General features: G+C 67.5%; 20 protein-coding genes. 6 read left to right on the top strand and 14 right to left on the bottom strand.

Features of this window, described 5'->3' with window-relative positions:
• Positions 1-12: 12 nt before the first annotated feature.
• The 7 genes from ACWDTD_RS08465 to ACWDTD_RS08435 all read right to left on the bottom strand — a co-directional run bounded on the left by ACWDTD_RS08465 (position 13) and on the right by ACWDTD_RS08435 (position 11,337).
• Positions 13-4,128: a molybdopterin-dependent oxidoreductase gene (locus ACWDTD_RS08465; protein WP_449746649.1), complete on the bottom strand. Its 4,116-nt coding sequence runs from the start codon at positions 4,126-4,128 to the stop codon at positions 13-15.
• The gene (locus ACWDTD_RS08460; protein WP_449746763.1) at positions 4,125-4,826 is read right to left on the bottom strand and encodes a sirohydrochlorin chelatase; all 702 of its coding nucleotides are present in this window, start codon (positions 4,824-4,826) and stop codon (positions 4,125-4,127) included. The genes ACWDTD_RS08465 and ACWDTD_RS08460 overlap by 4 nt, the downstream gene beginning before the upstream one ends.
• A 67-nt stretch (positions 4,827-4,893) precedes the next feature.
• On the bottom strand, positions 4,894-6,078 hold the full coding sequence (locus ACWDTD_RS08455; protein WP_449746648.1) for a uroporphyrinogen-III synthase: 1,185 nt from the start codon (positions 6,076-6,078) through the stop codon (positions 4,894-4,896).
• Positions 6,075-6,449 carry a nitrite reductase small subunit NirD gene (nirD, locus tag ACWDTD_RS08450; RefSeq protein WP_449746647.1) on the bottom strand — a complete coding sequence of 125 codons (375 nt, stop codon included), beginning with the start codon at positions 6,447-6,449 and terminating at the stop codon, positions 6,075-6,077. Before nirD ends, ACWDTD_RS08455 begins: the two co-directional genes overlap by 4 nt.
• Positions 6,446-9,007, bottom strand: a complete 2,562-nt coding sequence (nirB, locus tag ACWDTD_RS08445) for a nitrite reductase large subunit NirB (protein WP_449746646.1) — start codon at positions 9,005-9,007, stop codon at positions 6,446-6,448. Before nirB ends, nirD begins: the two co-directional genes overlap by 4 nt.
• Positions 9,004-10,467, bottom strand: coding sequence for a nitrate/nitrite transporter (locus ACWDTD_RS08440; protein WP_449746645.1), 1,464 nt, complete (start codon positions 10,465-10,467; stop codon positions 9,004-9,006). Before ACWDTD_RS08440 ends, nirB begins: the two co-directional genes overlap by 4 nt.
• Before the next feature lie 171 nt (positions 10,468-10,638).
• Positions 10,639-11,337 (bottom strand): class I SAM-dependent methyltransferase, encoded by a 699-nt coding sequence (locus tag ACWDTD_RS08435; RefSeq protein WP_449746644.1) that lies wholly within the window; start codon positions 11,335-11,337, stop codon positions 10,639-10,641.
• A gap of 49 nt (positions 11,338-11,386) precedes the next feature.
• Between ACWDTD_RS08435 and ACWDTD_RS08430 the strand changes: the two genes are divergently transcribed.
• From ACWDTD_RS08430 to ACWDTD_RS08420, 3 genes are all read left to right on the top strand, one after another.
• A complete protein-coding gene (locus ACWDTD_RS08430) occupies positions 11,387-12,355 on the top strand; it encodes an NADPH:quinone oxidoreductase family protein (protein WP_449746643.1) in 969 nt (322 codons plus the stop codon).
• A 37-nt stretch (positions 12,356-12,392) separates the two neighbouring features.
• On the top strand, positions 12,393-12,629 hold the full coding sequence (locus ACWDTD_RS08425) for a hypothetical protein (RefSeq protein ID WP_449746642.1): 237 nt from the start codon (positions 12,393-12,395) through the stop codon (positions 12,627-12,629).
• 153 nt (positions 12,630-12,782) lie between these two features.
• A complete protein-coding gene (locus tag ACWDTD_RS08420; protein WP_449746641.1) occupies positions 12,783-13,052 on the top strand; it encodes a DUF2277 family protein in 270 nt (89 codons plus the stop codon).
• Between the two features lie 4 nt (positions 13,053-13,056).
• Here ACWDTD_RS08420 and ACWDTD_RS08415 read toward each other — a convergent pair whose 3' ends face one another.
• Both ACWDTD_RS08415 and ACWDTD_RS08410 read right to left on the bottom strand, forming a co-directional pair.
• On the bottom strand, positions 13,057-13,977 hold the full coding sequence (locus tag ACWDTD_RS08415; RefSeq protein ID WP_449746640.1) for an amidohydrolase family protein: 921 nt from the start codon (positions 13,975-13,977) through the stop codon (positions 13,057-13,059).
• Between the two features lie 35 nt (positions 13,978-14,012).
• Complete coding sequence (locus ACWDTD_RS08410; protein ID WP_449746639.1) at positions 14,013-14,714, bottom strand: TetR family transcriptional regulator; 702 nt, start codon at positions 14,712-14,714, stop codon at positions 14,013-14,015.
• Between the two features lie 322 nt (positions 14,715-15,036).
• On the opposite strand from ACWDTD_RS08410, the gene ACWDTD_RS08405 reads away from it, so the two are divergent.
• Genes ACWDTD_RS08405 through ACWDTD_RS08395 form a run of 3 tightly spaced genes read left to right on the top strand, consistent with a single transcriptional unit; the run spans position 15,037 to position 19,697 of the window.
• On the top strand, positions 15,037-16,233 hold the full coding sequence (locus tag ACWDTD_RS08405; protein ID WP_449746638.1) for an ABC transporter substrate-binding protein: 1,197 nt from the start codon (positions 15,037-15,039) through the stop codon (positions 16,231-16,233).
• 9 nt (positions 16,234-16,242) lie between these two features.
• Positions 16,243-18,984: an ABC transporter permease subunit gene (locus ACWDTD_RS08400; RefSeq protein ID WP_449746637.1), complete on the top strand. Its 2,742-nt coding sequence runs from the start codon at positions 16,243-16,245 to the stop codon at positions 18,982-18,984.
• Positions 18,981-19,697, top strand: coding sequence for an ABC transporter ATP-binding protein (locus ACWDTD_RS08395; protein ID WP_449746636.1), 717 nt, complete (start codon positions 18,981-18,983; stop codon positions 19,695-19,697). Before ACWDTD_RS08400 ends, ACWDTD_RS08395 begins: the two co-directional genes overlap by 4 nt.
• Positions 19,698-19,748: 51 nt before the next feature.
• Here the strand turns inward: ACWDTD_RS08395 and ACWDTD_RS08390 are convergent, their stop codons facing one another.
• The 5 genes from ACWDTD_RS08390 to ACWDTD_RS08370 are packed head-to-tail and all read right to left on the bottom strand — an operon-like array spanning position 19,749 to position 23,798.
• Entirely contained in the window at positions 19,749-20,396 is a 648-nt protein-coding gene (locus ACWDTD_RS08390; RefSeq protein ID WP_449746635.1) for a PaaI family thioesterase, read from the bottom strand.
• A 4-nt stretch (positions 20,397-20,400) separates the two neighbouring features.
• Positions 20,401-21,789 carry an alpha/beta hydrolase domain-containing protein gene (locus ACWDTD_RS08385; RefSeq protein ID WP_449746634.1) on the bottom strand — a complete coding sequence of 463 codons (1,389 nt, stop codon included), beginning with the start codon at positions 21,787-21,789 and terminating at the stop codon, positions 20,401-20,403.
• A 10-nt stretch (positions 21,790-21,799) separates the two neighbouring features.
• Complete coding sequence (locus tag ACWDTD_RS08380) at positions 21,800-22,186, bottom strand: carboxymuconolactone decarboxylase family protein (protein ID WP_449746633.1); 387 nt, start codon at positions 22,184-22,186, stop codon at positions 21,800-21,802.
• Positions 22,183-23,064 (bottom strand): NAD(P)-dependent oxidoreductase, encoded by an 882-nt coding sequence (locus tag ACWDTD_RS08375; protein ID WP_449746632.1) that lies wholly within the window; start codon positions 23,062-23,064, stop codon positions 22,183-22,185. The genes ACWDTD_RS08380 and ACWDTD_RS08375 overlap by 4 nt, the downstream gene beginning before the upstream one ends.
• Positions 23,061-23,798, bottom strand: a complete 738-nt coding sequence (locus tag ACWDTD_RS08370) for an SDR family oxidoreductase (protein WP_449746631.1) — start codon at positions 23,796-23,798, stop codon at positions 23,061-23,063. The genes ACWDTD_RS08375 and ACWDTD_RS08370 overlap by 4 nt, the downstream gene beginning before the upstream one ends.
• Between the last annotated feature and the right edge of the window lie 5 nt (positions 23,799-23,803).

The raw sequence follows: 23,803 nt of genomic DNA, 5'->3' as shown, positions 1-23,803 counted from the left end.
TCGAGGGGTCGGTCAGTAGACGTCACGGACGTAACGCTTGTCGGCGGCCAGGGATTTGACGTAGGACTCGGCGCTGGGTCCCGACAACTTGCCGTGTTCGGCGACGATCCGGGTGAGCGCGGCGTCCACATCGCGCGCCATCCGGTTACGGTCACCGCACACGTAGAAATGCGCACCGTCGCGCAGCCACGACCAGATCTGCGCGCCGTGCTCCATCATCCGGTCCTGCACGTAGATCTTCGACGGCTGGTCGCGGGAGAAGGCGACGTCGAGGCGGGTCAATGTGCCCTCGGCGAGCATCTCCTCGAGTTCGTCGCGGTAGTAGAAGTCGGTCTCGGCGTGCTGTTCTCCGAAGAACAACCAGTTGCGCCCGCGGTGGCCCAGGGCGCGACGATGGTGCAGGAAACCGCGGAACGGCGCGATCCCGGTACCCGGGCCCACCATGATCATCGGTGTGTCCGGATCGTCGGGCGGAGCGAAGTGGGCGGCGCGTTGCACCCAGATCCCGATGTCGTCGTCGGCAGCGTGATCGGCCAGATAGGTCGAGCACACGCCGTGACGCGGGATGCCGTGCACGTTGTAGCGGACCGCCGACACCGTGAGCTGCACCTCGTCCGGATTCTCCAGCGGGCTCGACGAGATCGAGTACTGACGCGGCGCGAGCGGTGAGAGCACCGAGAGCCAGTCGTCCACGCTCGCCCGGATGGGGTGGGCGGTGAGCAGATCGGGGATCTGCCTACCCCACAGCCATTTGTCGAGGGCCTGCTTGTTGTCCGGCGCCAGCAGCATACTCAGATCCTCCGACCCCGATCGGGCGCAGACGAATTCGAGGACCGACGGGGTGATCCTGGCGATCTCGAGTCGCGTCCGCGCGGCCTCGCGCAGCGAGATCGAGTCACCGCCGAGTCCCGCTTCGGTGTCGCCGTCGATGCCGGTGGCCTCGAGGAAGGCGTCGACCAGCAGTGGGCTGTTGCGCGGCCACACGCCGAGTGAGTCGCCCACCTCGTAGCCGAGGGTGTCCGGCGGGAGGGCGAAGCCAAAGCGACGGACGTCCTTGATCGAACCCGGACCGTTGAGCCGCTCGTTGCGGATCAGCCTGCTCGGCAACGGGTTCGACCGGCCGTATGCCCGGGTGGCCGGGTCGGTGGGTGCATCGCGGGTGCCGGTGCCTGCGGTGCCGTTGCCTGCGCTGCCGGCCGCCCCGGCATCGGCCAGCGTGGACGTGACCGATGTGACCCATCCGGCTGCGGCAGCGGTGTAGTCGGTGTCGCAGTCCACGCGGTCGAGCAGGCGGGTGGCGCCGAGCTCGGCGAGCCGCGCGTCGAGTTTGCGTCCGAATCCGCAGAACTCGTCGTAGGAGGGGTCGCCGAACGCGAGTACCGCATACTGCAATCCGTCGAGTGTGGGCGCATCGTCGGCGCTGAGCGACTCCCACAGCTCCGCGGCATTGTCGGGCGGATCTCCGTCGCCGGTGGTCGAGGTCAACACCAGTGCGGTGCCCGCCGATCGCAGTGCGTCCGGACCGGCGTCGTCGAGGGATCGGATGCGGGCGTCGATCCCGTTGTCGTGCAACCGTTCCACCACGGTGGGTGCGTAGTCCTCCACGGTGCCGGTCTGTGATGCCCACAAGATCTCGACGGTCTGCGCGGCACCGGACGTGGCGTCCGTCGTGCCGGCGCCACCGTCGTCGCCCACCCGGGCGAACGCGCCGGCCAGCACGCCCGCGACCCACTGTGCCACCTCCGCGCGCAGCGGCGCACCGGTGGGAAGGACGGGAGTGCCCGGCAGGGACACCTCGCTGTCCAATCCGGCGAGCAGACCTGCGAGGTAACGCTGCTCGGCGGCCTCGAGGACCGGCGGTGCGAACGACTCCGTCACTCCGAGCGTCGAGGCCAACGACGAACCGGCGAGCGACGAAACGGGCGGGGACTCCGCGGCCCGTGTACTCGGCACCGGGGCAGGGCCGACACGGGTCAGCGACACCGCACACGCCTTGAACTCCGGTTGCAGGGAGGTGGGGTCGACGGCGTCGTTGGTCACCGCGTTGATGGCGAGATCCTCGCCGAACATGTCGCTCCAGTGGAACGGGGCGAAGCAGTTGCCCGGGCGCACACGGTCGGTCACCACCGCGGGCAGGATCGCGCTGCCGCGTCGCGACGCGACGCACACCCGGTCGCCGGCGGAGATCTGTGCGTGCGCGGCATCGTCGGGGTGGATCTCGATGAACGGATCCGGGTTGAGCTTCATCAGTTTGGCCACGCGCGCGGTCTTCGTCATGGTGTGCCATTGATGGGCCAGCCGGCCGGTGTTGAGCACGAACGGGAATGCGTCGTCGGGAAGCTCGTCGGGCGGCAGGGCCGGTCGCGCATGGAACACCGCCCGCCCGCTTCCGGTGGCGAAGACGAAGTCCGGTTCGGTGCCGTCCGCACCGATCAGTTTGCGCTGGCTGCGACCGTCGTTGAGGTAGCGCACCGGGTGCCGGTCGGCGTCGTCGTCCGGCGGGCACGGCCACTGCAGCGGTGTGGTGCGCAGCCGCTCGTAGCTCGCGCCGCGCAGATCGTATCCGGTTGCCGGATTCCAGAACTCGCGGATCTCGGCGAAGACGTCCTCGGCGCAGCCGTAGTCGAACGCCTCGGGATACCCCATGCGAGAACCGATCCGAGCGAGCAGTTCCCAGTCGGCCAGGGCGTCCCCCGGCGGGTCCACCGCGCGCTCGAACAGCGTCAGGTTGCGCTCGGAGTTGACCATCACCCCGTCGGATTCGGTCCACAGCGCCGCCGGCAGGCTCACGTCGGCGTAGGCCATCGTCTCGTTGTCGGCGAAGACGTCCTGCACGATCACCAGCTCGCATCGCTCGAGCGCTTCGATCACCGTCGACCGATTCGCCACGCTTGCCACGGGATTGGTGCAGATGATCCAGCAGGCGCGGATCGCTCCGCTGCGCATCTCGTCGAACATGGCGATGGTGCCGGGCCCCACATCGGTGCGGATGGTGTCCGCCGGCAGCCCCCATTTCTGTTCCACGAACGCGCGGTCGTCGGCGGATGCCACGCTGCGTTGGCCGGGCAGGCCCGGACCCATGTATCCCATCTCGCGTCCGCCCATCGCGTTGGGCTGTCCGGTCAGCGAGAACGGTCCGCTGCCCACCCGGCAGATCGCGCCGGTGGCCAGGTGCAGATTGCAGATCGCGTTGGTGTGCCAGGTGCCGTGCGTGCTCTGGTTGAGTCCCATCGTCCAGCAGCTCATCCAGTTGTCGGCACCGGCGATGAGTTCGGCGGTGCGCCGGATGTCGGATTCGGGCAGGCCGGTGATGCGACTGACCTCGGCGGGTGGGTAGTCGGCCAGGAACTCGGGCATCTGTTCCCAGCCCTCGGTGTGATCGGCGATGAAATCCTCATCGACCGAACCGGATTCGACGAGCAGATGCAGCAGGCCGTTGAGCAGCGCGAGGTCGGTGCCGGGCGCGATCTGCAGAAACAGGTCGGCCTTGGCCGCGGTCGCGGTCCGCCGCGGATCGACGACGATCAGAGTCGCCCCCGCCTTGACGCGTTCCATCATGCGCAGGAACAGGATCGGGTGGCAGTCGGCCATGTTCGATCCGATCAGCACGAACAGGTCGGCGTGGTCGAAATCCTGGTACGACCCCGGGGGCCCGTCGGCGCCGAGACTCTGCTTGTACCCGGTGCCCGCGCTGGCCATGCACAGCCGCGAGTTCGACTCGATGTGGGTGGTGCGCAGAAACCCCTTCGCGAGTTTGGTGGACAGGTACTGCGACTCCAGCGACATCTGCCCCGACACGTACAGGGCCACCGAGTCGGGGCCGTGCTCGTCGGCGATCGCGCGCATCCGTTCGGCGGCATAGTCGATGGCCGTCGTCACGTCCACGGACTCCCGCGGTTCGTCACGGCTGCGGCGCAGGGATGCCTTCTCCATCCGGCCCGACGCGCCGAGCAGATCCACGGTGGTCGAACCCTTGGTGCACAGGCGTCCGAAGTTCGTCGGATGATCCTTGCGGCCAACGGTTTTCGTGACCCGCCGCCGACCGGTGGCGGGATCGTCGGCGAGGTGGAGCACCATGCCGCAGCCCACTCCGCAGTAGGCGCACAGGGTGTTCACGGTGTCGGTCATCGCGCGGGCACCGTCGGACGCCGCGCGGGCACCGCCGAGCGCAGCACGGCATCGGTGACCGCGTGCACATACCGCGTCGCGATGAGCGCGGCGATGCGGGGATCGGCACCGAGCGGCGCGCCCACACCGTCGGCGCCGCAACCCGCCAGCCGGTCGTGAAAGAGACCGGGAGCCAGGAGATATGACGCGATGAACAGTCTCCGACCCCGGCGGCGGGTGGCCCGGACCACGTCGGCGATGTGCGGTTGCCCGGTCGCGATATAGCCGACGGGAACCTCGACGTGGAGGCGCTCGGCCACCAGTTGCGCCGCAACCTGGACGTCGGCACGCGCATTCGGATCCGACGACCCGGCCGCCGCCAGCACCACGGCGTCGCCGTCGTGGTACCCCGCGGCACGGAGCCGGTCGATCACGATCTCCGCGAGGACGGGGTCCGGTCCGAGGTTGCGTGCCACCGACACGTCCGGGTGGCCACTGCCGGCGACATGCTCGGGAATGTCGCGGCGCACGTGATAGCCCGCGGCCAGGAACGCCGGCAACACCACCGAGGCGGCGGTGTCTGCGCTCAGCGCCTCGCTCGGGCTCGGCCCCAGCACGTCGACAAACGCGGTGCGGGTGGGGCCGATCAGCGCGCTGAGCTGGTCGGCGATGCGGCCGACGGTCCGAACGCCGTGCGCGGAGCGGGTACCGTGCGCCACCAGCAACGGCTGCCGGCGAGCCGGTTCCCGGTCGTCGATGCGTGCAGGGCCGGTGGTGAATGCGGGGTCAGTTGTCATCGATATCGTTCTCGTCGTATTCGAGGTCCACCGCCAGGCGGTACCCGCGTTTCACCACGGTCTGGATCATCTTCGAATCCCCCAGGGCGGAGCGCAGTCTCGTGACCGCCATCTCCACCGCGTGCGTGTCGGAGCCGCCGCCGGGCAGTTCGTCGAGCATGGACTGGCGCGAGATCACCTGTCCGGGAACGCGCGTCAGCACCCGCAGCAGGGCCATACTCGCTCCGGTGACCGGACGGTGGTCACCGTCGACCACCACGCCGGCGGCGCGGAAACCCACGTCGTGGCCGGCCACCCGCAGCGTGAGTGCGCGCCGGGGCAACTCCTCGGCGATCAGCCGCACCAGTGCTCCCAATCGGAAGCGGGTGGGTTGCAGGGTGGGCACCTGCAGGGCGTGCAGCGGGCCGGCCGTCACGTTGCCCACGCACATGGCCGGCACCGCGGTGCGCATCGCGTGCAGCAACAACTCGAGTGCCCCCATGTGGTTGGCCTGCCCGAGCATCGAGGCCACCGCCGGTGCGCTGGTGAAGGTGATGGCGTCGAGGTCGTGATCGACCACCGCGGTGATCATGCGGTTCATCGGTTCGGTGTCCTGCGGCGGAACCCACCGGTAGACGGGCACGGGGATCACCTCGGCACCGGCCTCGCGGAGCACCTCGCACAGATCGGGCAGCGGCTCCCAGTCGGTGGTGGCGCCGTGCAGTTGCACCGCCACCCGACGGCCAGCGACGCCCTCGTCGAGCAACTCGCGGATCAGCTCACTCGACGATTCGCTCGGCGGCGACCACTGCTCGCGCAGGCCCGCGGCACGGATGGCTCCCTTGGCCTTGGGGCCGCGGGCGAGCAGTCGCACCCCGCCGAGTGTCTCGACGAGATGGTCGGCGAGCCCCCAACCGTCGGCGGCCTCCACCCAGCCGCGGAAACCGATACCGGTGGTCGCGACAAAGATGTCGGGCGGGTCCTTGAGTACCGACTCGGTGGAACGTTCGAGTTCGTCGTCGTCGACGAGGGGGATGATGCGGATCGCCGGTGCGTGCAGCACCTCGGCGCCACGGCGCTCCAACAGCGCCGCGAACTCGTCGGCGCGCCGGGCTGCGGTCACCCCGATGGTGAATCCGGTGAGTGTCTTCTCCACATTCGCGGTCGGCGCGGTGGAGGAGGCGGAGTGAGTCATCGGTTGGCGCACACCTCGACGACTCCGTCGACCACCCGAACCGGATAGGTGTTCAGCGCCACCGTCTCGTCGTCGAGGCATTCCCCGCTCTCGAGTGAGAACACCTGCTTGAGCAGCGGTGAGGCGACCGTCGGCACACCGTTTCGGTCGCCGACGATGCCGCGCGAGATGACTGCCGCGCGGCCGAACGGGTCGATGTTGTCCACCGCGCGCAACCGTGGGTCGGCCGCATCGGCCGACAGCCGGAACACCGCGACCTGGGTGGCGCCGACGAGAGCGGCCACCCCGCGGCCCACCGTGAGGTCGTCGAGTCTGCACACGCGCACCCACGCGCCGCGCTGGGTTGTGGGTGCGTCGTCGAGTGCGGTCATGATGTGGCCTCCTGGGGCGCAGCGGAGGAACCGAAGGTGGGCGAGCCGAGCAACACCGGCACCTTGCGGCCGGACGAATCGTCGAACGCGATGGTCGGGTCGGGTGTATCCGGGGCGTTGACGAAGGAGACGAACCGCCGGAGCTTGTCCTCATCGTCGAGGACGGCGGCCCACTCGTCGCGATAGCCGTCGACATGTCGGGCGACGGCGGCTTCGAGGTCTCCCGCTATACCCAGGATGTCGTCACACACGATCTCTCGCAACCGATCGAGTCCTCCGGTGAAGCTCTCCTGCCACGGTGCGGTGCGTTGCAGCCGGTCCGCGGTGCGGATATAGAACATGAGATACCGGTCGATGTAGCGGATCAGCGTGTCGTCGTCGATGCCCGACGCCAGCAGCTGGGCGTGCTTGGGGCTTTGGCCTCCGTTGCCGCCGACATACAGGTTCCAGCCGTGCTCGGTCGCGATCACGCCGACGTCCTTGCCGCGCGCCTCGGCGCACTCCCGGGCGCACCCCGACACGCCCAGTTTGAGTTTGTGCGGCGACCGCAGGCCGCGATACCGATGTTCGAGCCGCACCGCCATCGCCACCGAATCCTGCACCCCGTAGCGGCACCAGCTCGAACCGACGCAGCTCTTCACGGTGCGCAGGCTCTTGCCGTAGGCGTGGCCGGACTCCATCCCGGCGTCGACGAGGCGACGCCAGATCTGCGGAAGCTGTTCGACGCGGGCGCCGAACATGTCGATGCGCTGGCCGCCGGTCACCTTGGTGTAGAGCCCGAAATCCTTGGCGATCTGACCGATCACGATCAGTTGGTCCCCGGTGACCTCGCCGCCGGGCATCCGCGGCACCACCGAGTAGGTGCCGTTGCGTTGCAGGTTGGCCAGGAAGTGATCGTTGGTGTCCTGCAGTGCGGCCTGCTCACCGTCGAGGATGTGGTCGCTCGAGGTGGATGCCAGGATCGACGCCACGGTCGGTTTGCATATCTCGCAGCCCTGTCCGGTGCCGAACCGGGAGATCAGTTCGGAGAACGTCCGGATACCCGTCGCCGCGACGATGGAGAACAGTTCGGCGCGCGACTGGGTGAAGTGCGCGCACAGCGCCGTGGACAACTCCACACCGGAATCGGCGAGCAGCCGGGTGATCGAGGGCACACAGCCGCCGCACGTGGTGCCGGCCGACGTGCACTTCTTGATCTCGGCGACACTGCACGCGCCATCGGCGATCGCGCCGCAGATCGTTCCCTTGGAAACGGCGTTGCACGAACAGATCTCGGCGTCGTCGGGGAGCGCGGACAGACCGATCCCACCGCCCTCCCCGGCGGCGGGCGCGATCATCGCGGACGGGTCGCCCGGGATCTCACGTCCCACCATCGGTTTGAGCATCGCGTAGGCGTCCGCATCGCCCACCAGGATGCCGCCGAGAAGAGTCGACGCGTCGTCGGAGAGCACGAGCTTCTTGTAGGTGCCGGCCACCGGGTCGGAGTAGACGATCTCGAGTGCGTTCTCGGTGACGCCCATCGCGTCGCCGAAACTCGCGACGTCCACGCCGAGCAACTTGAGTTTGGTGGACATGTCGGCGCCGGGGAACAGGGTGTCGCCGACGCCGAGGACGCCGTCGGCGGCGATCTCGGCCATCGCGTAGCCCGGTGCCACGAGTCCGTAGCAGCGCCCCTCGACCGCGGCCACCTCGCCGATCGCCCAGATCGCGGGATCACTGGTGCGACAACCGGTATCGGTGATGATTCCACCGCGCTCGCCGATGTCGAGACCGCACTCGCGACCGAGTGCGTCCTGCGGGCGCACCCCGGCGGAGAACACGACCAGTGCCGCGTCGAGGACGATGCCGTCGGACAGGGTGACCGCGAGCGGAGCCGAATCGGAGCCGGAGTCGGCGATCGCAGTGGTCGAGACCCCGGTGTGCACGTGCAGCCCGAGGTCGCCGACCAGCGAGGCCAGTAGGGCACCGCCGCCCTCGTCGACCTGCAGCGGCATCAGCCGCGGCGCGAACTCCACGATGTGCGGTGTCATGCCGAGCAGCCGCAGGGCGTTGGCGGCCTCGAGGCCGAGCAGTCCGCCACCCACCACCACGCCGGGCGCACCGGGGCCGGCGGCCTCGGCCGCCGCCCGGATGGCGTCGAGATCGGCCAGGGTGCGGTAGACGAAGCTGCGCGGATTGTCCTTGCCCTCCACCGGCGGCACGAACGGGTAGGAACCCGTCGCCAGAACCAGTGCGTCGTAACCGATCCGGTCACCGGATGAGGTGGTGACGCACCGTGCCTCACGATCGATGGCGACGGCCGACTCGCCGAGCCGCACCTCGACGAGGTCGTCGTCGGGGTAGGCGTTGCCGGCCAGGGCCATCGTCGCGGGGTCCCACGATCCCACGTAGCCCGACAGGCCCACGCGATCATAGGCGGCGATCGGTTCCTCGCTGAGCACGACCACATGGAACCTGTTGTCGGCGTCGCGTTCCCGTAGTTCCTGGACGAATCGGTGACCGACCATGCCGTGGCCGATGACCACGGTCGTCGGGCGCGGTGTCGTCGAGGTGGTCATACGCGAGCCTCCGAAGTGGAGTCACCGCTGTCGGTGCTCGCGGGCTCGCTCCCGGCGGTCTCGGCGGGCACGGCGACGTCGGTGGTGGTGTCGTGCAGCACGATCTCGCGGCGAGCGTAGAAGTACCAGGTGATCACCGCGGCCAGCACATAGAATCCGAGGAACACCCAGAACGCCGCTGTGGCAGACTGATTCGCCTTGTAGCTCGATCGCAGCACCAAGTTGATACCCACGCCGCCCAGCGCGCCGACGGCACCTGCGATACCGATGAGGGCGCCCGACATCTTGCGCGACCAGATCACCTTGCCCATTCCGGTGAGGCCGGGCATGTTGCGGGCCTTGTGCTCGAAGACGGTGGGGATGATCTTGTAGACCGATCCGTTGGCGATGCCGGAGATCAGGAACAGCAGGATGAATCCGACGACGAACGCGATGAGCTGCGGCGACTCGATCTTGTTGTTCGGGTGGCCGTCGGCGACCATACCGGCGATCACCAGGATCGTCGACGACGCGATCATCCCGGCGAAGCACATCAGGGTGATCCGGCCGCCACCGAAGCGATCGGCGAGCTTGCCGCCGTAGGGACGCGAGATCGATCCGAGCAGCGGGCCGATCCAGGCGATCTGCGCGGCGGCCAGTGCGGGGGTGGCCGAGCCGGACGACTTGAAACTGATCTGCAGGACCTGGGAGAACGCGAAGCTGAAACCGATGAACGAGCCGAAGGTGCCGATGTAGAGCAGCGAGATCAACCAGGTGTCGCGGTACTTCAGGCAGTCGACCATCGATCGGTAACTGGCGGTCTGATGGTCGAGGTTGTCCATGTAGAACGACGCGCCGATCCCGGCGAGCGCCAGCAGCACCAGGTAGATCGCGCACACGATCTCCGGGCTACCGGGGGCCAGCCAGATCACCAGCAGACCGATCAACTGGATCACCGGAACGCCGATGTTGCCGCCGCCGGCGTTGAGTCCCAGCGCCCAGCCCTTCAGCCGATGCGGATAGAACGCGTTGATGTTGGTCATCGACGACGCGAAGTTGCCGCCGCCGAGGCCGGTGAGTGCCGCGACGAACAGGAACCAGCCGAATCCGAACTTCCCCGGATTCATCATCAACATCATCACCAGGCTGGTGGGGATGAGCAGCACGATCGCGGAGAAGACGGCCCAGTTGCGGCCGCCGAACTTGGCGGTGGCCTGGGTGTAAGGGATCCGCAGGCAGGCGCCGACGAAGGTCGCCGTCGCGGTGATGGTGAACTTCTGGCCCAGGCTGATGCCGTATTCCGGCGACATGAACAGCACCATCACCGAGAACAACGACCAGATCGAGAAGCCGATGTGCTCACAGATGATCGACCAGGTCAGGTTGCGTTTGGCGATCTGTGCACCACCGCTGTCCCAGGCCTCGCGGTCCTCCGGATCCCATCCGGTGATGTGGTGTTTACGGGTGTAGACATAGCTCATGTGTCGGCGCTTTCGTGGTGGGGGAGCTGTGAGGCCGCGGCGGACGGTGGCGCGACCCGTGCGAAACCGACATTAGGCAACTGCTGTTGCGAGAAGTTTTCGTGACGTGACCTATCGGTCACGGTGTGCTCACCCGCGGGTGTGCGGGTGTGTGAGGAAGCCGCAGCGGCGTCAGGCCGAGGGAAGCGGTTCGCCGGGCACGCCCGAGTCGCGTCGCAGCACCCGCAGCGAACCTTCCGCCCGCACCTCGGTGAACTGCCCGGTATTCGTTGCCTGACAATAGATTTCGTACGGCGGGCGGCCGCCGTCGGCGGGATCGGGGAACACGTCGTGGATCATCAGTGCACCGCCGATACGAACCCAGGGAGCCCAGCCGTCGAGGTCGTTCTGGGCGGCGGCCATGCTGTGTCCGCCGTCGATGAACACGAAGTCGGCGGGCGAACCCCACACACGCGCGGCCACCGTCGACGGTGCGAGCACACCGATCACCGTACCCTCCAATCCGGCGTCGAACATGGTGCGCCGGAACCGCGCGGAGGTGTCGAGGGTGCCGGTGTGCGGATCGACCAGTGTGGAGTCGTGATACTCCCAGCCGGGCTGATGCTCTTCGGAACCACGGTGATGGTCGACGGTCACGATGGTGGCGCCCAGCGGCTCGGCCGCCGCGCCGAGGAACACCGTCGACTTGCCGCAGTAGGTGCCGATCTCGATGCCGATGCCCGTCGAATCAGGTTGGGACAGATACTCTCCGGCGATCTCGAACAGCGTTTGGGCCTCGTCGAGCGGCATGAAGCCGGGTGTCTCGCCGGCCACCTTCTGCCGCGCGTCGGACGGAGCAGAGGCCGGCCGGGGCGCCGAGGGTGCGGACATGCCCCTGATCCTAACCGTGCGATCGCTCGGTCCGCGTAGGGTTGTGCGCATGAAAGCTCAGGTGCTCACCGCAGAGACCGGTCCCCAGGCGTTGCAACTGTCCGACGTTCCCGATCCCGTCCCCGCCGACGGCCAGGTGGTCGTCGACATCAAGTCGTGCGGAATCTGCTTTCCCGACCTGCTGATGAGTCAGGGCAAGTATCAGCTCCGCATCCCCACACCGTTCACCCCGGGCACCGAGGTGGCCGGGGTGGTGCGCGACGCGCCCGAGTTCTCGTCGGTGCAGCCCGGCGACAAGGTGCTCGTCGCGTCGATCGTGGGCGGTTTCGCCGAGCGGGTGGCCGCCTCCCCCGAACAACTGTTGCCGCTGCCCGACGGACTGACGTTCGATCAGGGCGCTGCGATGGGCATCAACTTCCAGACCGCACTCTTCGCGCTCAAACTGCGCGCGCACACCGGTCCGGGCGAGATCGTCGGCGTACTCGGCGCCGCCGGCGGCGTGGGCGTGGCCTCGATCCTGGTGGCCAAGGCAATGGGCGCACAGGTGGTCGCGATCGTGCATCGCACCGGTGCCGAGCAGATGCTGCGCGACCTCGGGGCCGACCACGTCGTCCAACTCGGCGACGATTGGGGCGATCGGCTGCGCGAATTCGCGCCCGAAGGGGTCGACGTGATGATCGATCCGGTCGGCGGACACGTCTTCGACGAGGCGTTACGGCAGGTGGCACCCGACGGGCGCTACGTGGTGATCGGATTCGCCGCGGGTGGTATCCCGACGGTCAAACTCAACCGGGTGCTGTTCCGCAACATCTCGATCGTCGGCGCCGCGTGGGGCGAGTACGTCCGCACCCATCCCGACGTGCCCGCACTGCTGCACGAGGAGCTCACCGAGATGATCGCTGCCGGGATGCGGCCACCGGTGAATGTCACCTACCCGCTGGCCGACCTGCCCACCGCGCTGACCGACCTGGCCGAGGGCAGAGTCCTGGGTAAGGCCGTCGTTCACATCGCCGACTGAGTACTGGTGAGTGCGCAGGTGACGGCCTGACGCCCGGGTGGCATGCCGGGCCGACGGTGGCACGACCTACCACTTCTTCGACGCCGCGGGCAATCCCGACTGGAACGAGATCGCGGCACACAAGGACGCGTTCGACCAGTTCGTCCGCCGGCACCCCGGACTCGGCCGCGACATCAGCGGATACGGTAAGGACTTCGGCGAGGGCATGGCCAACAAGACGATCGACGAGTCCGACGGACCCGACCCCGCACCCGATCCGCGGCGGCCGAACTGAGACGGTGTGGTGGTCGACGGTGTGGTGGCGGTATGGGGTGGCGCGGCCGCTGCCGCTGATTGACGCGCACGGGATACGCGCGGATCGTGGTGGGAGCGGTGTGACCACGCCGCCGCCGCCGGTGCGGTTCGTCCGACCCAGAGGGGTACATCCATGTGCCGAAACATCACCGAGTTGCGCGGGCTCGAGCCCGCAGCCACCGAAGAGGAGGTCGAGGCGGCCGCGCGCCAGTACATCCGCAAGGTGAGCGGCATCCGGCATCCCTCGGCGACCAGTACCGAGGCCTTCGAGGCCGCGGTCGCCGCGGTGGCCGCCACCACCCGGGTGCTGCTCGACCAGCTTCCCGAGCGTCGTCAGCCGCCCAAGACCGTGCCACCGCTGCGTCGCCCGGAGGTGCAGGCGAGGATCGCCGCGCGCGGCTGAGCGCTCAATCCCCGACCGAGAACAGCGCGGCGGCGTTGTGGTGGAGCACGCCTCGCAGCCAGTCGTCGCCGAGGTCGAGTCGGATCAGGGCGGCTATCGCGTCGTGGTAGGGGTACGGGATGTTCGGGAAGTCGCTGCCGAACAGGATCTTGGCGCCGAGGTCGGCGAGCTGACCGCGACGGTCTTCGGGGAACGGCATCCCGGCCTCGCTGAAGTCGGTGAACGCCATCGTGGTGTCGAGGCGTACGTTCTCGAATTGTTCGGCGAGATCGAGGAACTCGCCGTATTCGGGCATGCCCATGTGCGCCACGATCAGCGGGAGCGACGGAAAGCGCTGCAGCAGAGCGGTGATCGGTTCCGGCCCGGTGAACCGGCCGGGCGCGGGCCCGGAACCGCAGTGGATCACTACCGGTACCCGGGAGTCGGCGATCTGAGACCACACCCCGTCGAGGAGCGGATCGAGCGGCGAGAAGTCACCGACTTGGATGTGCGACTTGAAGATTCGCGTTCCGCCCGCGATGGCGCGGGCCACATACGCCGGTGCGTCCGGCTCGGGATAGAAGGTCGCCGTGTGCAGGCAGTCGGGATGGTGCGCCGCGAAATCGGTGGCCCACCCGTTCAGCCATTCCGCCATGTCGGGCTTGTGCGGATAGATCATCGACGAGTAGGCGCGCACCCCGAATGCCTGGAGTCCGGCGACGCGCACATCCTCGTCGGCCCGATAGGTGATCGGCCATTCGCGGCCGACGAGGGGTCCGACGGAATCGAAGTAGGCCCACACCTTGTCCATGACCGAGCGCGGCATGAAGTGGGTGTGGACGTCGATCATCCCCGGCACACCGAGCGACTGCCAGAGCTCTCGTACCCGCCTGGCCTCGTCCACGGAGAACGGTACCGGGGTGGCGTCGTGCGCGTCGTCGGTCACGCGTCCACGCTACCGCCGTGAGCCCGTAGAACGAGTCATCGTCCGGTCATGGTCTCGGCGCGGGAGATGATCGCCTCGAAGGTGAAGTCGAAGGTGGTCTCGTCCACGTCCACGATGTCGTGTCCTCTGGCCGAGAGTGCACGACTGAGGCGGGCCGAGGGTCTCATGCTGTCGTCGGGTCGACTCGGATCGGTGTCGTCGCCGGTGGCGAATACTCCCTGCTGTTCGAGCATGGCGGCCCCGCAGACGTGGGCCAGGAGTGAGTAATACACCGTCACGGCGTCGGTCGGGGTGAATCCGGCCGCGACCATGGCAGTGATCATCGAGTGGAGTTTGTCGGCGGTGGCGTCGACCGACTCGCGTTCGAGTGGACGGGCCCGGGCCCGTAGCAGGGTGAGCTCCACCAAGACCGGTTGCTGGCGAAAGGTCTGATGCATACGGCGGAAGTGGCGGCGCAACGCGTCCTGCCACGTTTCGGCACCGAGAAACGGGGTGGCCGCGTGATACTCCCGGTTCGCGCGCGCCGTCATCGCATCGAGAAGGTCTTCCTTCTTGCGGAAGTGCCAGTAGATGCTGGTCAGTCCCACGTCGAGGTGTTTTGCCAGCATGGGCATGCTGAACTCGGTGAGGGAGACCTCGTTGGCGAGTTCGAATGCCCCACTGACGATCTCGTCGGGTGTGATCGAGTTTCGAGGCCGTCGTGAACCCGAGGTCGACGACGTGTCGGTCTTCACCATCCATCCCCTCGCATCTGTGGGTCTGCGCCTGGTACGGCGGCGCGGGGCCATGCCCTACCTCGTTCGGCCGACTCTACGTCACGAGATGGCTCCGACATCGTCGCCTCCCACACCGCGTGATGTGTTTTCACTATTCACACACGTGGTGACCCAGGTCACGCTAGTCTGCTCACTGAACGCCATACTGTAATGCTTACAGTTAGGTGCTCCACCAGGTATCGCGGCAGGTCAGACGATGTTCAATGATGCTGTCGCCTCGTCAGTGAGGGTCACATTGAAACAATCAGCATCAGTCATTCGCGCCGCGCGATCCACCGCTGTCATGGCTGCCGTGGGCCTGCTTTCGATGGCCGGGATGACGGCTTGCGCAAGCAGCGACTCGGGATCGAACTCGTCCGGTCCGACGTCGGCGCTCCCGTCCAATGCGGCGACAGGTGAGCCGATCAACATCGGGTTCATCACCGGTGAGGGCGGCGCCATCTCGATTCCCGCACTGCGCGAGGGGGGCCAGGCCGCGGCGGACTATCTGAACAACAACGCAGGTGGAGTCGCCGGGCACAAGGTCAACCTGATCGTCTGTAAGCAGCAGGAGGATCCGGCGTCGGCGACCAAGTGCGCCAACCAACTCGTAGAACAAAAGGTGTCTGCGGTGATGAGCCCGGCGGGCGGGCAGGGAAGCGTGCTGGTCCCGATTATCACCGGCGCCAAGATCCCCTACATTGCGCAGGCGCCGGTGACGCAGGCAGAGATGGCCGCACCGGGTTCGTTCATGCTGACCGGTGGCATCGTGTCGGTCATGGCGGGGCAGGCCGCCGCCGCCGCAAAGGCCGGCATCAAGAGTGTCACCGTGATCGTCGGCGACTCCGGCGATGCCGCCGCATCCATCAAGGCGCTCGGCGCACCGATGTTCCAGCGCGCCGGCGTCGGATTCGACGTGGTCACCGTTCCGGCGAGTACCGCCGACCCGACGGCCCAGATCACGGCGGCGATGGCGAACAAGCCCGGCGCGGTGTCGCTGCTGGCCGACGGCACCCAGTGCATCAGCGCACTCAAGGCGTTGCAGACCGTGGCGCCGACCGTCACCAAATACCTCGTCGCGAGCTGCATCGACAAGGCGGTGGTTCAGGCGGTCGGTAATCAGGCCCTAACCGGCTCGAAGGCATTCACCACCGTCGCACTCAACAACACCGACCCGACGGTGACGCAGTACCGGAGTGTGATGGCCCAGTATGCGCCGGGCACCGATCCCGCCGGACTGGCGTACATCGGGTATCAGGTGGTCATGTCGCTGGCCGGGGTGGGCAAGACGTTGCCTGCCGGGCAGGTGTCGGCCGAACAGATCGCGACCGCGTACGCAACGGCGAAGAACGTGCCGCTCGCTGCCGCGCCTGGCATCACCTTCACCTGCAACGGAAGCGCGTTTCCTCAGCTGACGGCGTTGTGCAGCAAGGCGATTCTCATGAGTGACGTGACCGACACCGCGACACTGACGAACACGACCGTGATCAACGCAGGCTGATCACAACCCGTGACGCAGCATGTGACGTTCCTCTTGCTCGGGCTGGGCAACGGTGCGGTGTACGCCGCGCTGGGCCTGGCGCTGGTGATGACCTTCAAGAGCTCCGGGGTCGTCAACTTCGCCACCGGGGCGGTCGCGCTCTTCGCCGCGTACACCTACGCCTATCTGCGCCAGGGTCAACTGCTGAATCCGATTCCCGGGTTCGACGCAACCGTCGACCTCGGTGGGAATTGGGCTGTGCTGCCGGCCATGGCGTTGTCGGTGATGCTGGCCGCAGTTGTGGGTGTCGTGCTCTATCTGGCGGTGTTCCGGCCGTTGCGCCGGGCACCGGTCTTGGCCAAGGCGGTGGCGGCAATCGGCGTGATGCTGGTACTGCAGGCGCTGATCAGTTTGCGAATCGGCGATCAGAGCCCGACCGTCGGACCGATTTTCGTGACCCGGGCACTACGCATTGGCGGCGGCGCGATCTCCACCGATCGGCTGTGGCTCGCGGTGGCCGTGGCCGGACTGGCGTTGTGCGCCGGACTGGTGTTGCGCTATTCGCGTTTCGGCCTCGCCACCGAGGCCGCGGCCGAGTCCGAGAAGGGGGCGGTGCTGTCGGGACTCTCGCCGGATCGCATCGCGGTGAGCAACTGGGCGCTCTCATCGGCGACCGCAGCGGTGGGTGGGATACTGATCGCGCCGATCGTTCCGCTCAACCCGGTGGCGTACACGATGTTCATCGTGCCCGCGCTGGCGGCCGCACTGGTGGGCAACTTCACGAGCATCGCGGTCACCGTGGTGGCCGGATACGTGATCGGCATGCTCCAGTCAGAGGCGGCGAACCTGCAGTCGACCGTCAACTGGTTTCCGCAAGCCGGTGTGGCCGAAGCGGTTCCGCTGCTGCTCATCGTGGTGTTTCTTCTCGTTCGGGGCCAGCCACTTCCCGGCCGGGGAGCGGTTACCCGGCGGGTGCTCGGCCGCTCCCCGCGGCCACGTCATGTTACGTGGGCGGCGCTTGCGGGCCTCGCGGTCGGTGTCCTGGCCCTACTCGCGACCAGCGGGAGCGTACGCCTCGCGGTGATCATGACCATCATCTTCGCGATCATCGCATTGTCTCAGGTGGTGGTCACCGGATACGCGGGGCAGGTTTCGCTCGCTCAGCTGTCATTGGCCGGCGCCGGCGCCTTCGCGCTCAGCAGGGTGGGTGACGGCCTGGGTGTACCGTTTCCGCTTGCACCGTTGCTGGCGGCCGGTGCCGCGGCGGTCATCGGGATCGTGGTGGGTCTGCCCGCCCTTCGTGTGCGCGGGCTTCCGCTCATGGTGGTGACGCTGGCGCTGGCAGTGTTCCTGGAGGCTTTCTGGTTCCGTAATCCGAGTCTCAACGGCGGACTTCAGGGAGCACCTATCGCGCGACCGACTCTTTTCGGCATCGACTTCGGAATCGGCGCGGGCGAGGGCTATCCGCGGTTCGCCTTCGGCGCTATGTGCGTTGTCATCCTCGTTCTCGTCGGTGTGGGGGTGGCGCTCCTGCGCCGCGGTCGCCTCGGCGCGGCGATGCTGGCGGTCCGTGACAACGAGAGGTCGGCGGCGGCATCGGGGACCAACGTGGGCCGCACGAAAGTCTTCGCGTTCGCGATCGCGTCGTTCATCGCCGGGCTCGGCGGGGCGCTGCTCGCCTATCAGCAGACCGTCGCCACTGCGGGCACGTATTCGGTCTTCGCCGGGATCGGGTTGTTCGCCGTGTTCTACGTGGCCGGTGTCACATCGATATCGGGAGGGCTACTCGCCGGTGTGATGGCGCCGGGTGGCGTGCTGTACTTCCTGAGCGACAGGTACGCAGGCTTCGGCGACTACTACCTGTTGGCCAGCGGTCTGTTGCTGGTCGTCGTGGTGGTGACCAGCCCGGACGGTCTCGTCGGCTACATTCACCGAATCCCGTTGCGGTTGCTGCCGTCCCGCAGGAGTGTGGCGGTAGCGACGCTTTCGGGATCCGATGCGGGTCTGTCGAAGGTACTGGCTCCGGCTGCCGAGGCCTCGACGGACACGGCGTCGCTCACGTTTGACGACATCTCTGTGCGCTACGGATCCGTTCGTGCGGTCGACCATGTGAGTTTCACCGTGAATCCCGGGGAGATCGTGGGCCTTATCGGTCCCAACGGCGCAGGTAAGACCACTCTGGTCGACGCTATCAGCGGATTTGTGCCGTCCCGCGGTCGGGTAATGCTCGGCGACAACGTGATCGACGCCATGTCACCACACCGACGTAGCCGGGCGGGACTCGGGCGGACCTTCCAGGACATCGAACTCTACGACGAGTTATCCGTTCGTGAGAACGTCACTGCCGGTGCGATTCACGCTGGGAGCGATGCCGCGGATGTCGTCGATTCGGTATTACGTCTCTTGGAGATAGAACGTTTTGCCGACGTGGCGGCATCCGATATCTCGCAAGGGCAACGTCAGCTCGTATCGGTGGCACGGATGCTGGCGGGCCGGCCGCGGGTGGCCTTGCTCGACGAACCGGCCGCGGGTCTCGACACGGGTGAGAGCCAGTGGTTGGGTGAGCGTCTCGTCGCAATGCGGTCGTTGGGAATTGCCACGCTGCTGATCGACCATGACATGGATCTGGTTCTCAACTACTGCGACCGGGTGATCGTGCTCGATCTCGGTGCGGTCATCGCCACCGGCACTCCGGCGGAGATCAGACGTGATGCGCAGGTCGTCAGCGCCTACCTCGGCTCAGTTGAGCCTGAAGAGGAGTCGATCTCGTGACCATGCTCGAATGCCGTGGACTTCACGCCGGCCATGGACGGACGAACCCGTGCGTGCGCGACGTCGACCTCGACATCGACGAGGGCGAAGTGGTGACGATTCTCGGTCCCAACGGTGCCGGGAAGACCACCTTGCTCGAAACGATCGCCGGCTTTCTGGCCAGGGTGAGCGGCCGGGTCGCGATCGGGGGTGCCGATCTGAAGTCGGGCGATCCCCGGGCCGCGGTGCGAGCCGGATTCGTACTGGTTCCCGATGATCGCGCACTGTTCCGCAACCTCACGGTGGAGCAGAATCTGCGGCTGGCGGTGCATGCCCGTCGTCGGGGTGCGTCCGCCGCTGCCGTCGATGAGGCAGTGCATCGCTTCCCGGCACTGGGCGATCGCCGAAAGGTGAAGGCCGGAGCGCTTTCCGGCGGAGAACAGCAGATGCTCGCCATCTCGCGAGCGCTCGTCCAGCACCCCAAGGTGCTGGCGATCGACGAACTGAGCATGGGTTTGGCACCGGTGGTGGTCGAATCCATCCTGACCGTGCTGCGGGAGGTGGCCACCGACGCGGGCATGTCGGTGTTGCTGGTGGAACAGCATGTCCGTCTCGCTCTCGAGGTCGCCGACCGTGCACTTGTATTGGTGCACGGAGAGATCCGTATGAGAGCCGATGCCGCCGAACTCGCGGCGGATGTCTCGCGCGTGGAGAACGCCTATCTCGGTGCCTGATGGGCCTGCCCGGCGATCGGGACGGGGCCGAGGATCATCCGGTGCTTGCGCTCAGTTGTCCTCGCGCAAGACATGCGGCATCGGCCCGGTCCACTCCTTGGGCACGATGAAGATGCCCTCGGCCTCCGCGGTGGCCCCGTCGGCGTCCGAGATCGTGCCGCGCACGATCTTCTTGCGGCCGTCGCGCTCGACGATGGAGGCACGGACGTGCAGCTCGCCGAGCGGGGTGGGCCGCAGGTACCGCACCGAGATGGTGCCCGTGTAGCACGGCACGTGATCGAGACTGGCCGCCTCACCCAGGACGTGATCGAGCACCATCGCGCAGACGCCGCCGTGTACGTGGTCGGTCGGGCCCTCGTAGGCGGCCCCGAGGGTGAATGTCGCGCTGGCCTCGCCGTCGGCCTTGACGGTGCGCAGCGGCGGCGCGATCGCGTTGCGCATTCCGATCACCGCGTTGCCCCATGGCATCCCGACGTAGTCGCTGGTGTGGCGGACCCCGTACGGTCCGTCGATCTGCCTGCTGCGCAGCCGATCCACTACTTCCGCGATCACCTCGCGCGCGTCGTGCAGCACCTCGTCGTCCACCTCGGTGCGGATCACCGCGTCGATCAGGTCGCGTACGGAGTCCACCAGTGGTTCGAAGGTGGTGTGGCGCCGAAGGATCTCCTCCTGCGAGATGTCCTCCAGGGTGAACTTCATGGGCCTACTCGCTTTCGGTTGGGATCGGGTCGGGCCGGGCGTCGGCCAGCACCGCGGTGCGGTCGGCGGGCAGGATCATGCCGCGCCCGATCGCGGTATCGGTGGCGGCGACGTACTGGTGGAGATAGTCGTCGGGGTCCGTATAGCGTTGCCGTAGAGCATCTTCGGACATCAGCGTGGTGGAGCCGAACAGGATGCAGATCCGCGGTGCGTCGCCGGTCAACACGCCACTGAGCACCTCGGTGGGCACGTCGACGCACGGTGTCCGCACCCCGCCGCGGACGTTTCCGGCCTCGTCGAGAGCGTAGCCGGGCGGTGTGCGATCGAGGAGCACCGCGAGCGGCTCGGCCGTCGGTGGTGAGACGCCCTCATCGATCCAGCCGCGCAGGTGGTGCAGGGCCGCACGCAGCACGAAGACCTGTTGCCCGCGGTTCACCGGATTGGGGCAGCCGAGCAGATGTTCGTACTCGCCGATCTGGACGATGTCGGCATGGGAGCTACCGGCCACCTCCCACACGCGCAGCACCTCCGAATCGGGTTGACGGGCACGGACGTAGTCGAAGTCGGTGAGCACGTCGGTCTCGGTCTGCACCACGAACACCGGAATGCCGCAGTCCGCGGAGATGGGCACCGGCGCGCCGTGATACGCCGACGAGATGTCCACTGCCGGCGAGTCGGGGTGGGCCGGGAGTGCGCCCACCGGCCGCGAGTGGATCAGGGCGCCGTCGATGGCGCGGTGTACGCGGGTGAACAGGTTGACGTAGGTGGTGAGTGCCATCGCGGATTGCGATTCCCCGGCGGCGATCACGCGTCGTACCGACAGTCCGGACAGCGGATGGCCGAGGGAACCGTTGTCGTGCAACGCCTTGGTCACCGTTCCGAAGATGTCGTAACAGTAGGCATCGCCGGGGTGGGAGAGTTCGCCGTAGCGATCGGGATCCTTGGCGGCCAGGCCCTGCTGGGAGACTCCCGCGGCGCCGGTGCCGGTGGTCTCCAGATCCACCGAATCGGGACCGCCGGCGATCCCGGTGTACTGCGCGGACACCCCGACCCACGCCGAGCCGGCACGGATGATCTCCGGTGCGAGGTAGGTGTACTCCGGTGCCGAGTCGTTGCCGCTGCTCACGTTGAACCACTCGACGACGACGTGACCGTCGAAGGCGGAATCGGCGGCGGGGCGGCGCACCAGGATCCGCGTCACGAAGGGGGCCGTACCCGCTTCTTCGATACCTGTGGCCGTGTCGTCGACGGTCGCGAAACGTCGCGCCACCCCCCGAGCCGAGTATTCGGTCTCGGTGTAGCCGTGACGGGCCAGATCCGGTCCGGGGGTGGCCGACATGATCGAATGACCCTGTCCGCGGGTGAGTTCGGTGAAGGTGATGGCCTGGGACATATCCCGAAGGCTAGCCCCTTCCACTGCGGTGCTTGCCGATCACCTGGCCGAACATCATGTTCATCTTGGTGCCGATCGGCCAGCCCACGTAGTAGCACAGGAACAGTGCGATCTCCTCGAGCTGTTCGGGGGTGAGTTCCTCATTGGTCAGCGCGGCGCCCGCCTGGATCTCGGCGACGTCGACCTGACCCGACGCGGCCAGCGCGCCGAGCAGGATGAGCCGGCGGTCCCGGATGCTCAGCGCGGGCCGCGACCACACCTCGGCGAAGAGCTGGTCGGCGGTGTGCGCGAAGTGCAGACCCGGGCCGTCGGACATCTCCCAGCCGTACACCTTCGACATCATCTCCAGGCCACGGCGACGCTGGTCGGTGGGGGCGGATTCTTCGACGTTGGTCATTTCTCTCCTTCGCGATGCGGAACCCCGAGGCCGGCGGCGAGATCGGCGCGGGCACGGGTGCCCAGCGGCAGGTCCACGCCGAGTTCGGCCCCGAGGTCGAGTGCGAGCGACAGGTCCTTCTCGCCCAAGGCTCGCACGTGGGTGAACACGCCGTACCAGAAATCGTCGGCATCGATGGGCGCCGTGGTGTCGCGGAGCATGATCGCACCGGCCCCGCCGGTGATGGCATCGGTGTGGCGCACCACCTTGCCGAGTTTCGCGATGTCGATGCCTGCGGCCTCGGCCAGCCGCGATGCCTCGGTGGCCGCGGTGAACGAGATGAAGTGCAGCAGGTTGCGCGCCAGCTTCATCTTGGTTCCCGAACCCACCTCGCTGCCCGCGTGCACCAGCATGTCCGCGGCCGCCGAAAAGGGTTCTTTGAGGCGTTCGTAGGCCTCGCGCGGTCCACCGACCATGATCGCGAGCCGGCCCTGCTCCGCACCGGGCGCACCACCGGAGATCGGCGCATCAAGCAGTGTCACCCCGTGTTCGGCGCAGGTCGCGGCCAGTGCGACGGCGGTGGCCGGGCTGATCGTGGAATGCACCGTGATGATGGTGCCCGGGCGTGCCGCCGAGAGCAGTCCACCGTCGCCGGCGACCACCGTGCGCACCTGGTCGTCGTTGACGACGCAGATGCCGATGATGTCGGCGGCGTCGGCGAGCTCGGCCAGGGAGCCGGCCGCGCGGGCGCCCTGGTCGACCAGCCTTTCGACGGCGTCGGGGGCGAGATCGAACACGGTGAGGCCACCGGGCGCCTTGGCGAGGCGGCCCGCCATCGGGCCACCGATGTTGCCCAGGCCCACGTACCCCAGTCGCGGTGGGGCGACGGTCTCGGTCATGAGCGGATGACCTGTCCTCCGTCGACGTTGAAGATCTGCCCGGTGACCCACGACGCCTCGTCGGACAACAGGAACAGGCACATGCCCACCAGGTCCTCGGGGGTGCCGAAACGTTTGAGCGGCAACCGGTTCACGATGTCGTCGACCATCTCCTTGGGCGTGGTGGTACGGGTTGCCTCGGTGTCGATGGGGCCCGGCGCGATGGCGTTGACCCGGATGTTCTGTCCGCCCAGTTCCACGGCCAGCTGTTGGGTCAGGCCGTTGACCCCCACCTTGGCCAGCCCGTAGAAGCCGCTGTAGAGCCATGCGGCGGTGGAGGATTGGTTGACGATGGCGCCGCCCGAGGTCATCTTCGGGTAGACCGCGCGGGTGACGTTGAGTGCGCCGTCGAGATTGACGCTCATGAACTTCTTGTAGTAGTCCCACGGGACGGTGATGAGGAAGTCGAGTTTCATGCCGCCGTAGATGGCCGCGTTGTTGATGAGGCCGTCGACGCGACCGGTGGCTTCGGCGGCGGCCTCGGCCAGTGCGAGTGCCGAGTCCGGGTCGGAGACATCGGTGTGGACGTACCGCCCACCGATGTCGGCGGCGACCTTCTCGCCCGCCTCGTCGTTGAGGTCGGCAACCACCACCGATGCGCCCTCGGCCGCGAGCGCCCTCGCGTAGGCCTCGCCGATCCCACCGGCGGCGCCGGTGACGATGATTGTCTTGTCCCTGAAGCGAAGTGAGTCCATGTGCG

Source organism: Gordonia sp. NPDC003425, assembly GCF_053588635.1.
Note: the sequence above shows the minus strand (reverse complement) of the source record. Positions and strands in the feature narration are given on the sequence as shown.

What these genes read in the sequence shown, in the direction of transcription:
- ACWDTD_RS08465 (WP_449746649.1), bottom strand. Translation starts at nt 4,128, where the DNA reads ATGACCGACACCGTGAACACCCTGTGCGCCTACTGCGGAGTGGGCTGC.
- ACWDTD_RS08455 (WP_449746648.1), bottom strand. Translation starts at nt 6,078, where the DNA reads ATGACTCACTCCGCCTCCTCCACCGCGCCGACCGCGAATGTGGAGAAG.
- nirD (WP_449746647.1), bottom strand. Translation starts at nt 6,449, where the DNA reads ATGACCGCACTCGACGACGCACCCACAACCCAGCGCGGCGCGTGGGTG.
- nirB (WP_449746646.1), bottom strand. Translation starts at nt 9,007, where the DNA reads ATGACCACCTCGACGACACCGCGCCCGACGACCGTGGTCATCGGCCAC.
- ACWDTD_RS08440 (WP_449746645.1), bottom strand. Translation starts at nt 10,467, where the DNA reads ATGAGCTATGTCTACACCCGTAAACACCACATCACCGGATGGGATCCG.
- ACWDTD_RS08435 (WP_449746644.1), bottom strand. Translation starts at nt 11,337, where the DNA reads ATGTCCGCACCCTCGGCGCCCCGGCCGGCCTCTGCTCCGTCCGACGCG.
- ACWDTD_RS08430 (WP_449746643.1), top strand. Translation starts at nt 11,387, where the DNA reads ATGAAAGCTCAGGTGCTCACCGCAGAGACCGGTCCCCAGGCGTTGCAA.
- ACWDTD_RS08420 (WP_449746641.1), top strand. Translation starts at nt 12,783, where the DNA reads ATGTGCCGAAACATCACCGAGTTGCGCGGGCTCGAGCCCGCAGCCACC.
- ACWDTD_RS08410 (WP_449746639.1), bottom strand. Translation starts at nt 14,714, where the DNA reads ATGGTGAAGACCGACACGTCGTCGACCTCGGGTTCACGACGGCCTCGA.
- ACWDTD_RS08405 (WP_449746638.1), top strand. Translation starts at nt 15,037, where the DNA reads ATGGCTGCCGTGGGCCTGCTTTCGATGGCCGGGATGACGGCTTGCGCA.
- ACWDTD_RS08390 (WP_449746635.1), bottom strand. Translation starts at nt 20,396, where the DNA reads ATGAAGTTCACCCTGGAGGACATCTCGCAGGAGGAGATCCTTCGGCGC.
- ACWDTD_RS08385 (WP_449746634.1), bottom strand. Translation starts at nt 21,789, where the DNA reads ATGTCCCAGGCCATCACCTTCACCGAACTCACCCGCGGACAGGGTCAT.
- ACWDTD_RS08380 (WP_449746633.1), bottom strand. Translation starts at nt 22,186, where the DNA reads ATGACCAACGTCGAAGAATCCGCCCCCACCGACCAGCGTCGCCGTGGC.
- ACWDTD_RS08375 (WP_449746632.1), bottom strand. Translation starts at nt 23,064, where the DNA reads ATGACCGAGACCGTCGCCCCACCGCGACTGGGGTACGTGGGCCTGGGC.
- ACWDTD_RS08370 (WP_449746631.1), bottom strand. Translation starts at nt 23,798, where the DNA reads ATGGACTCACTTCGCTTCAGGGACAAGACAATCATCGTCACCGGCGCC.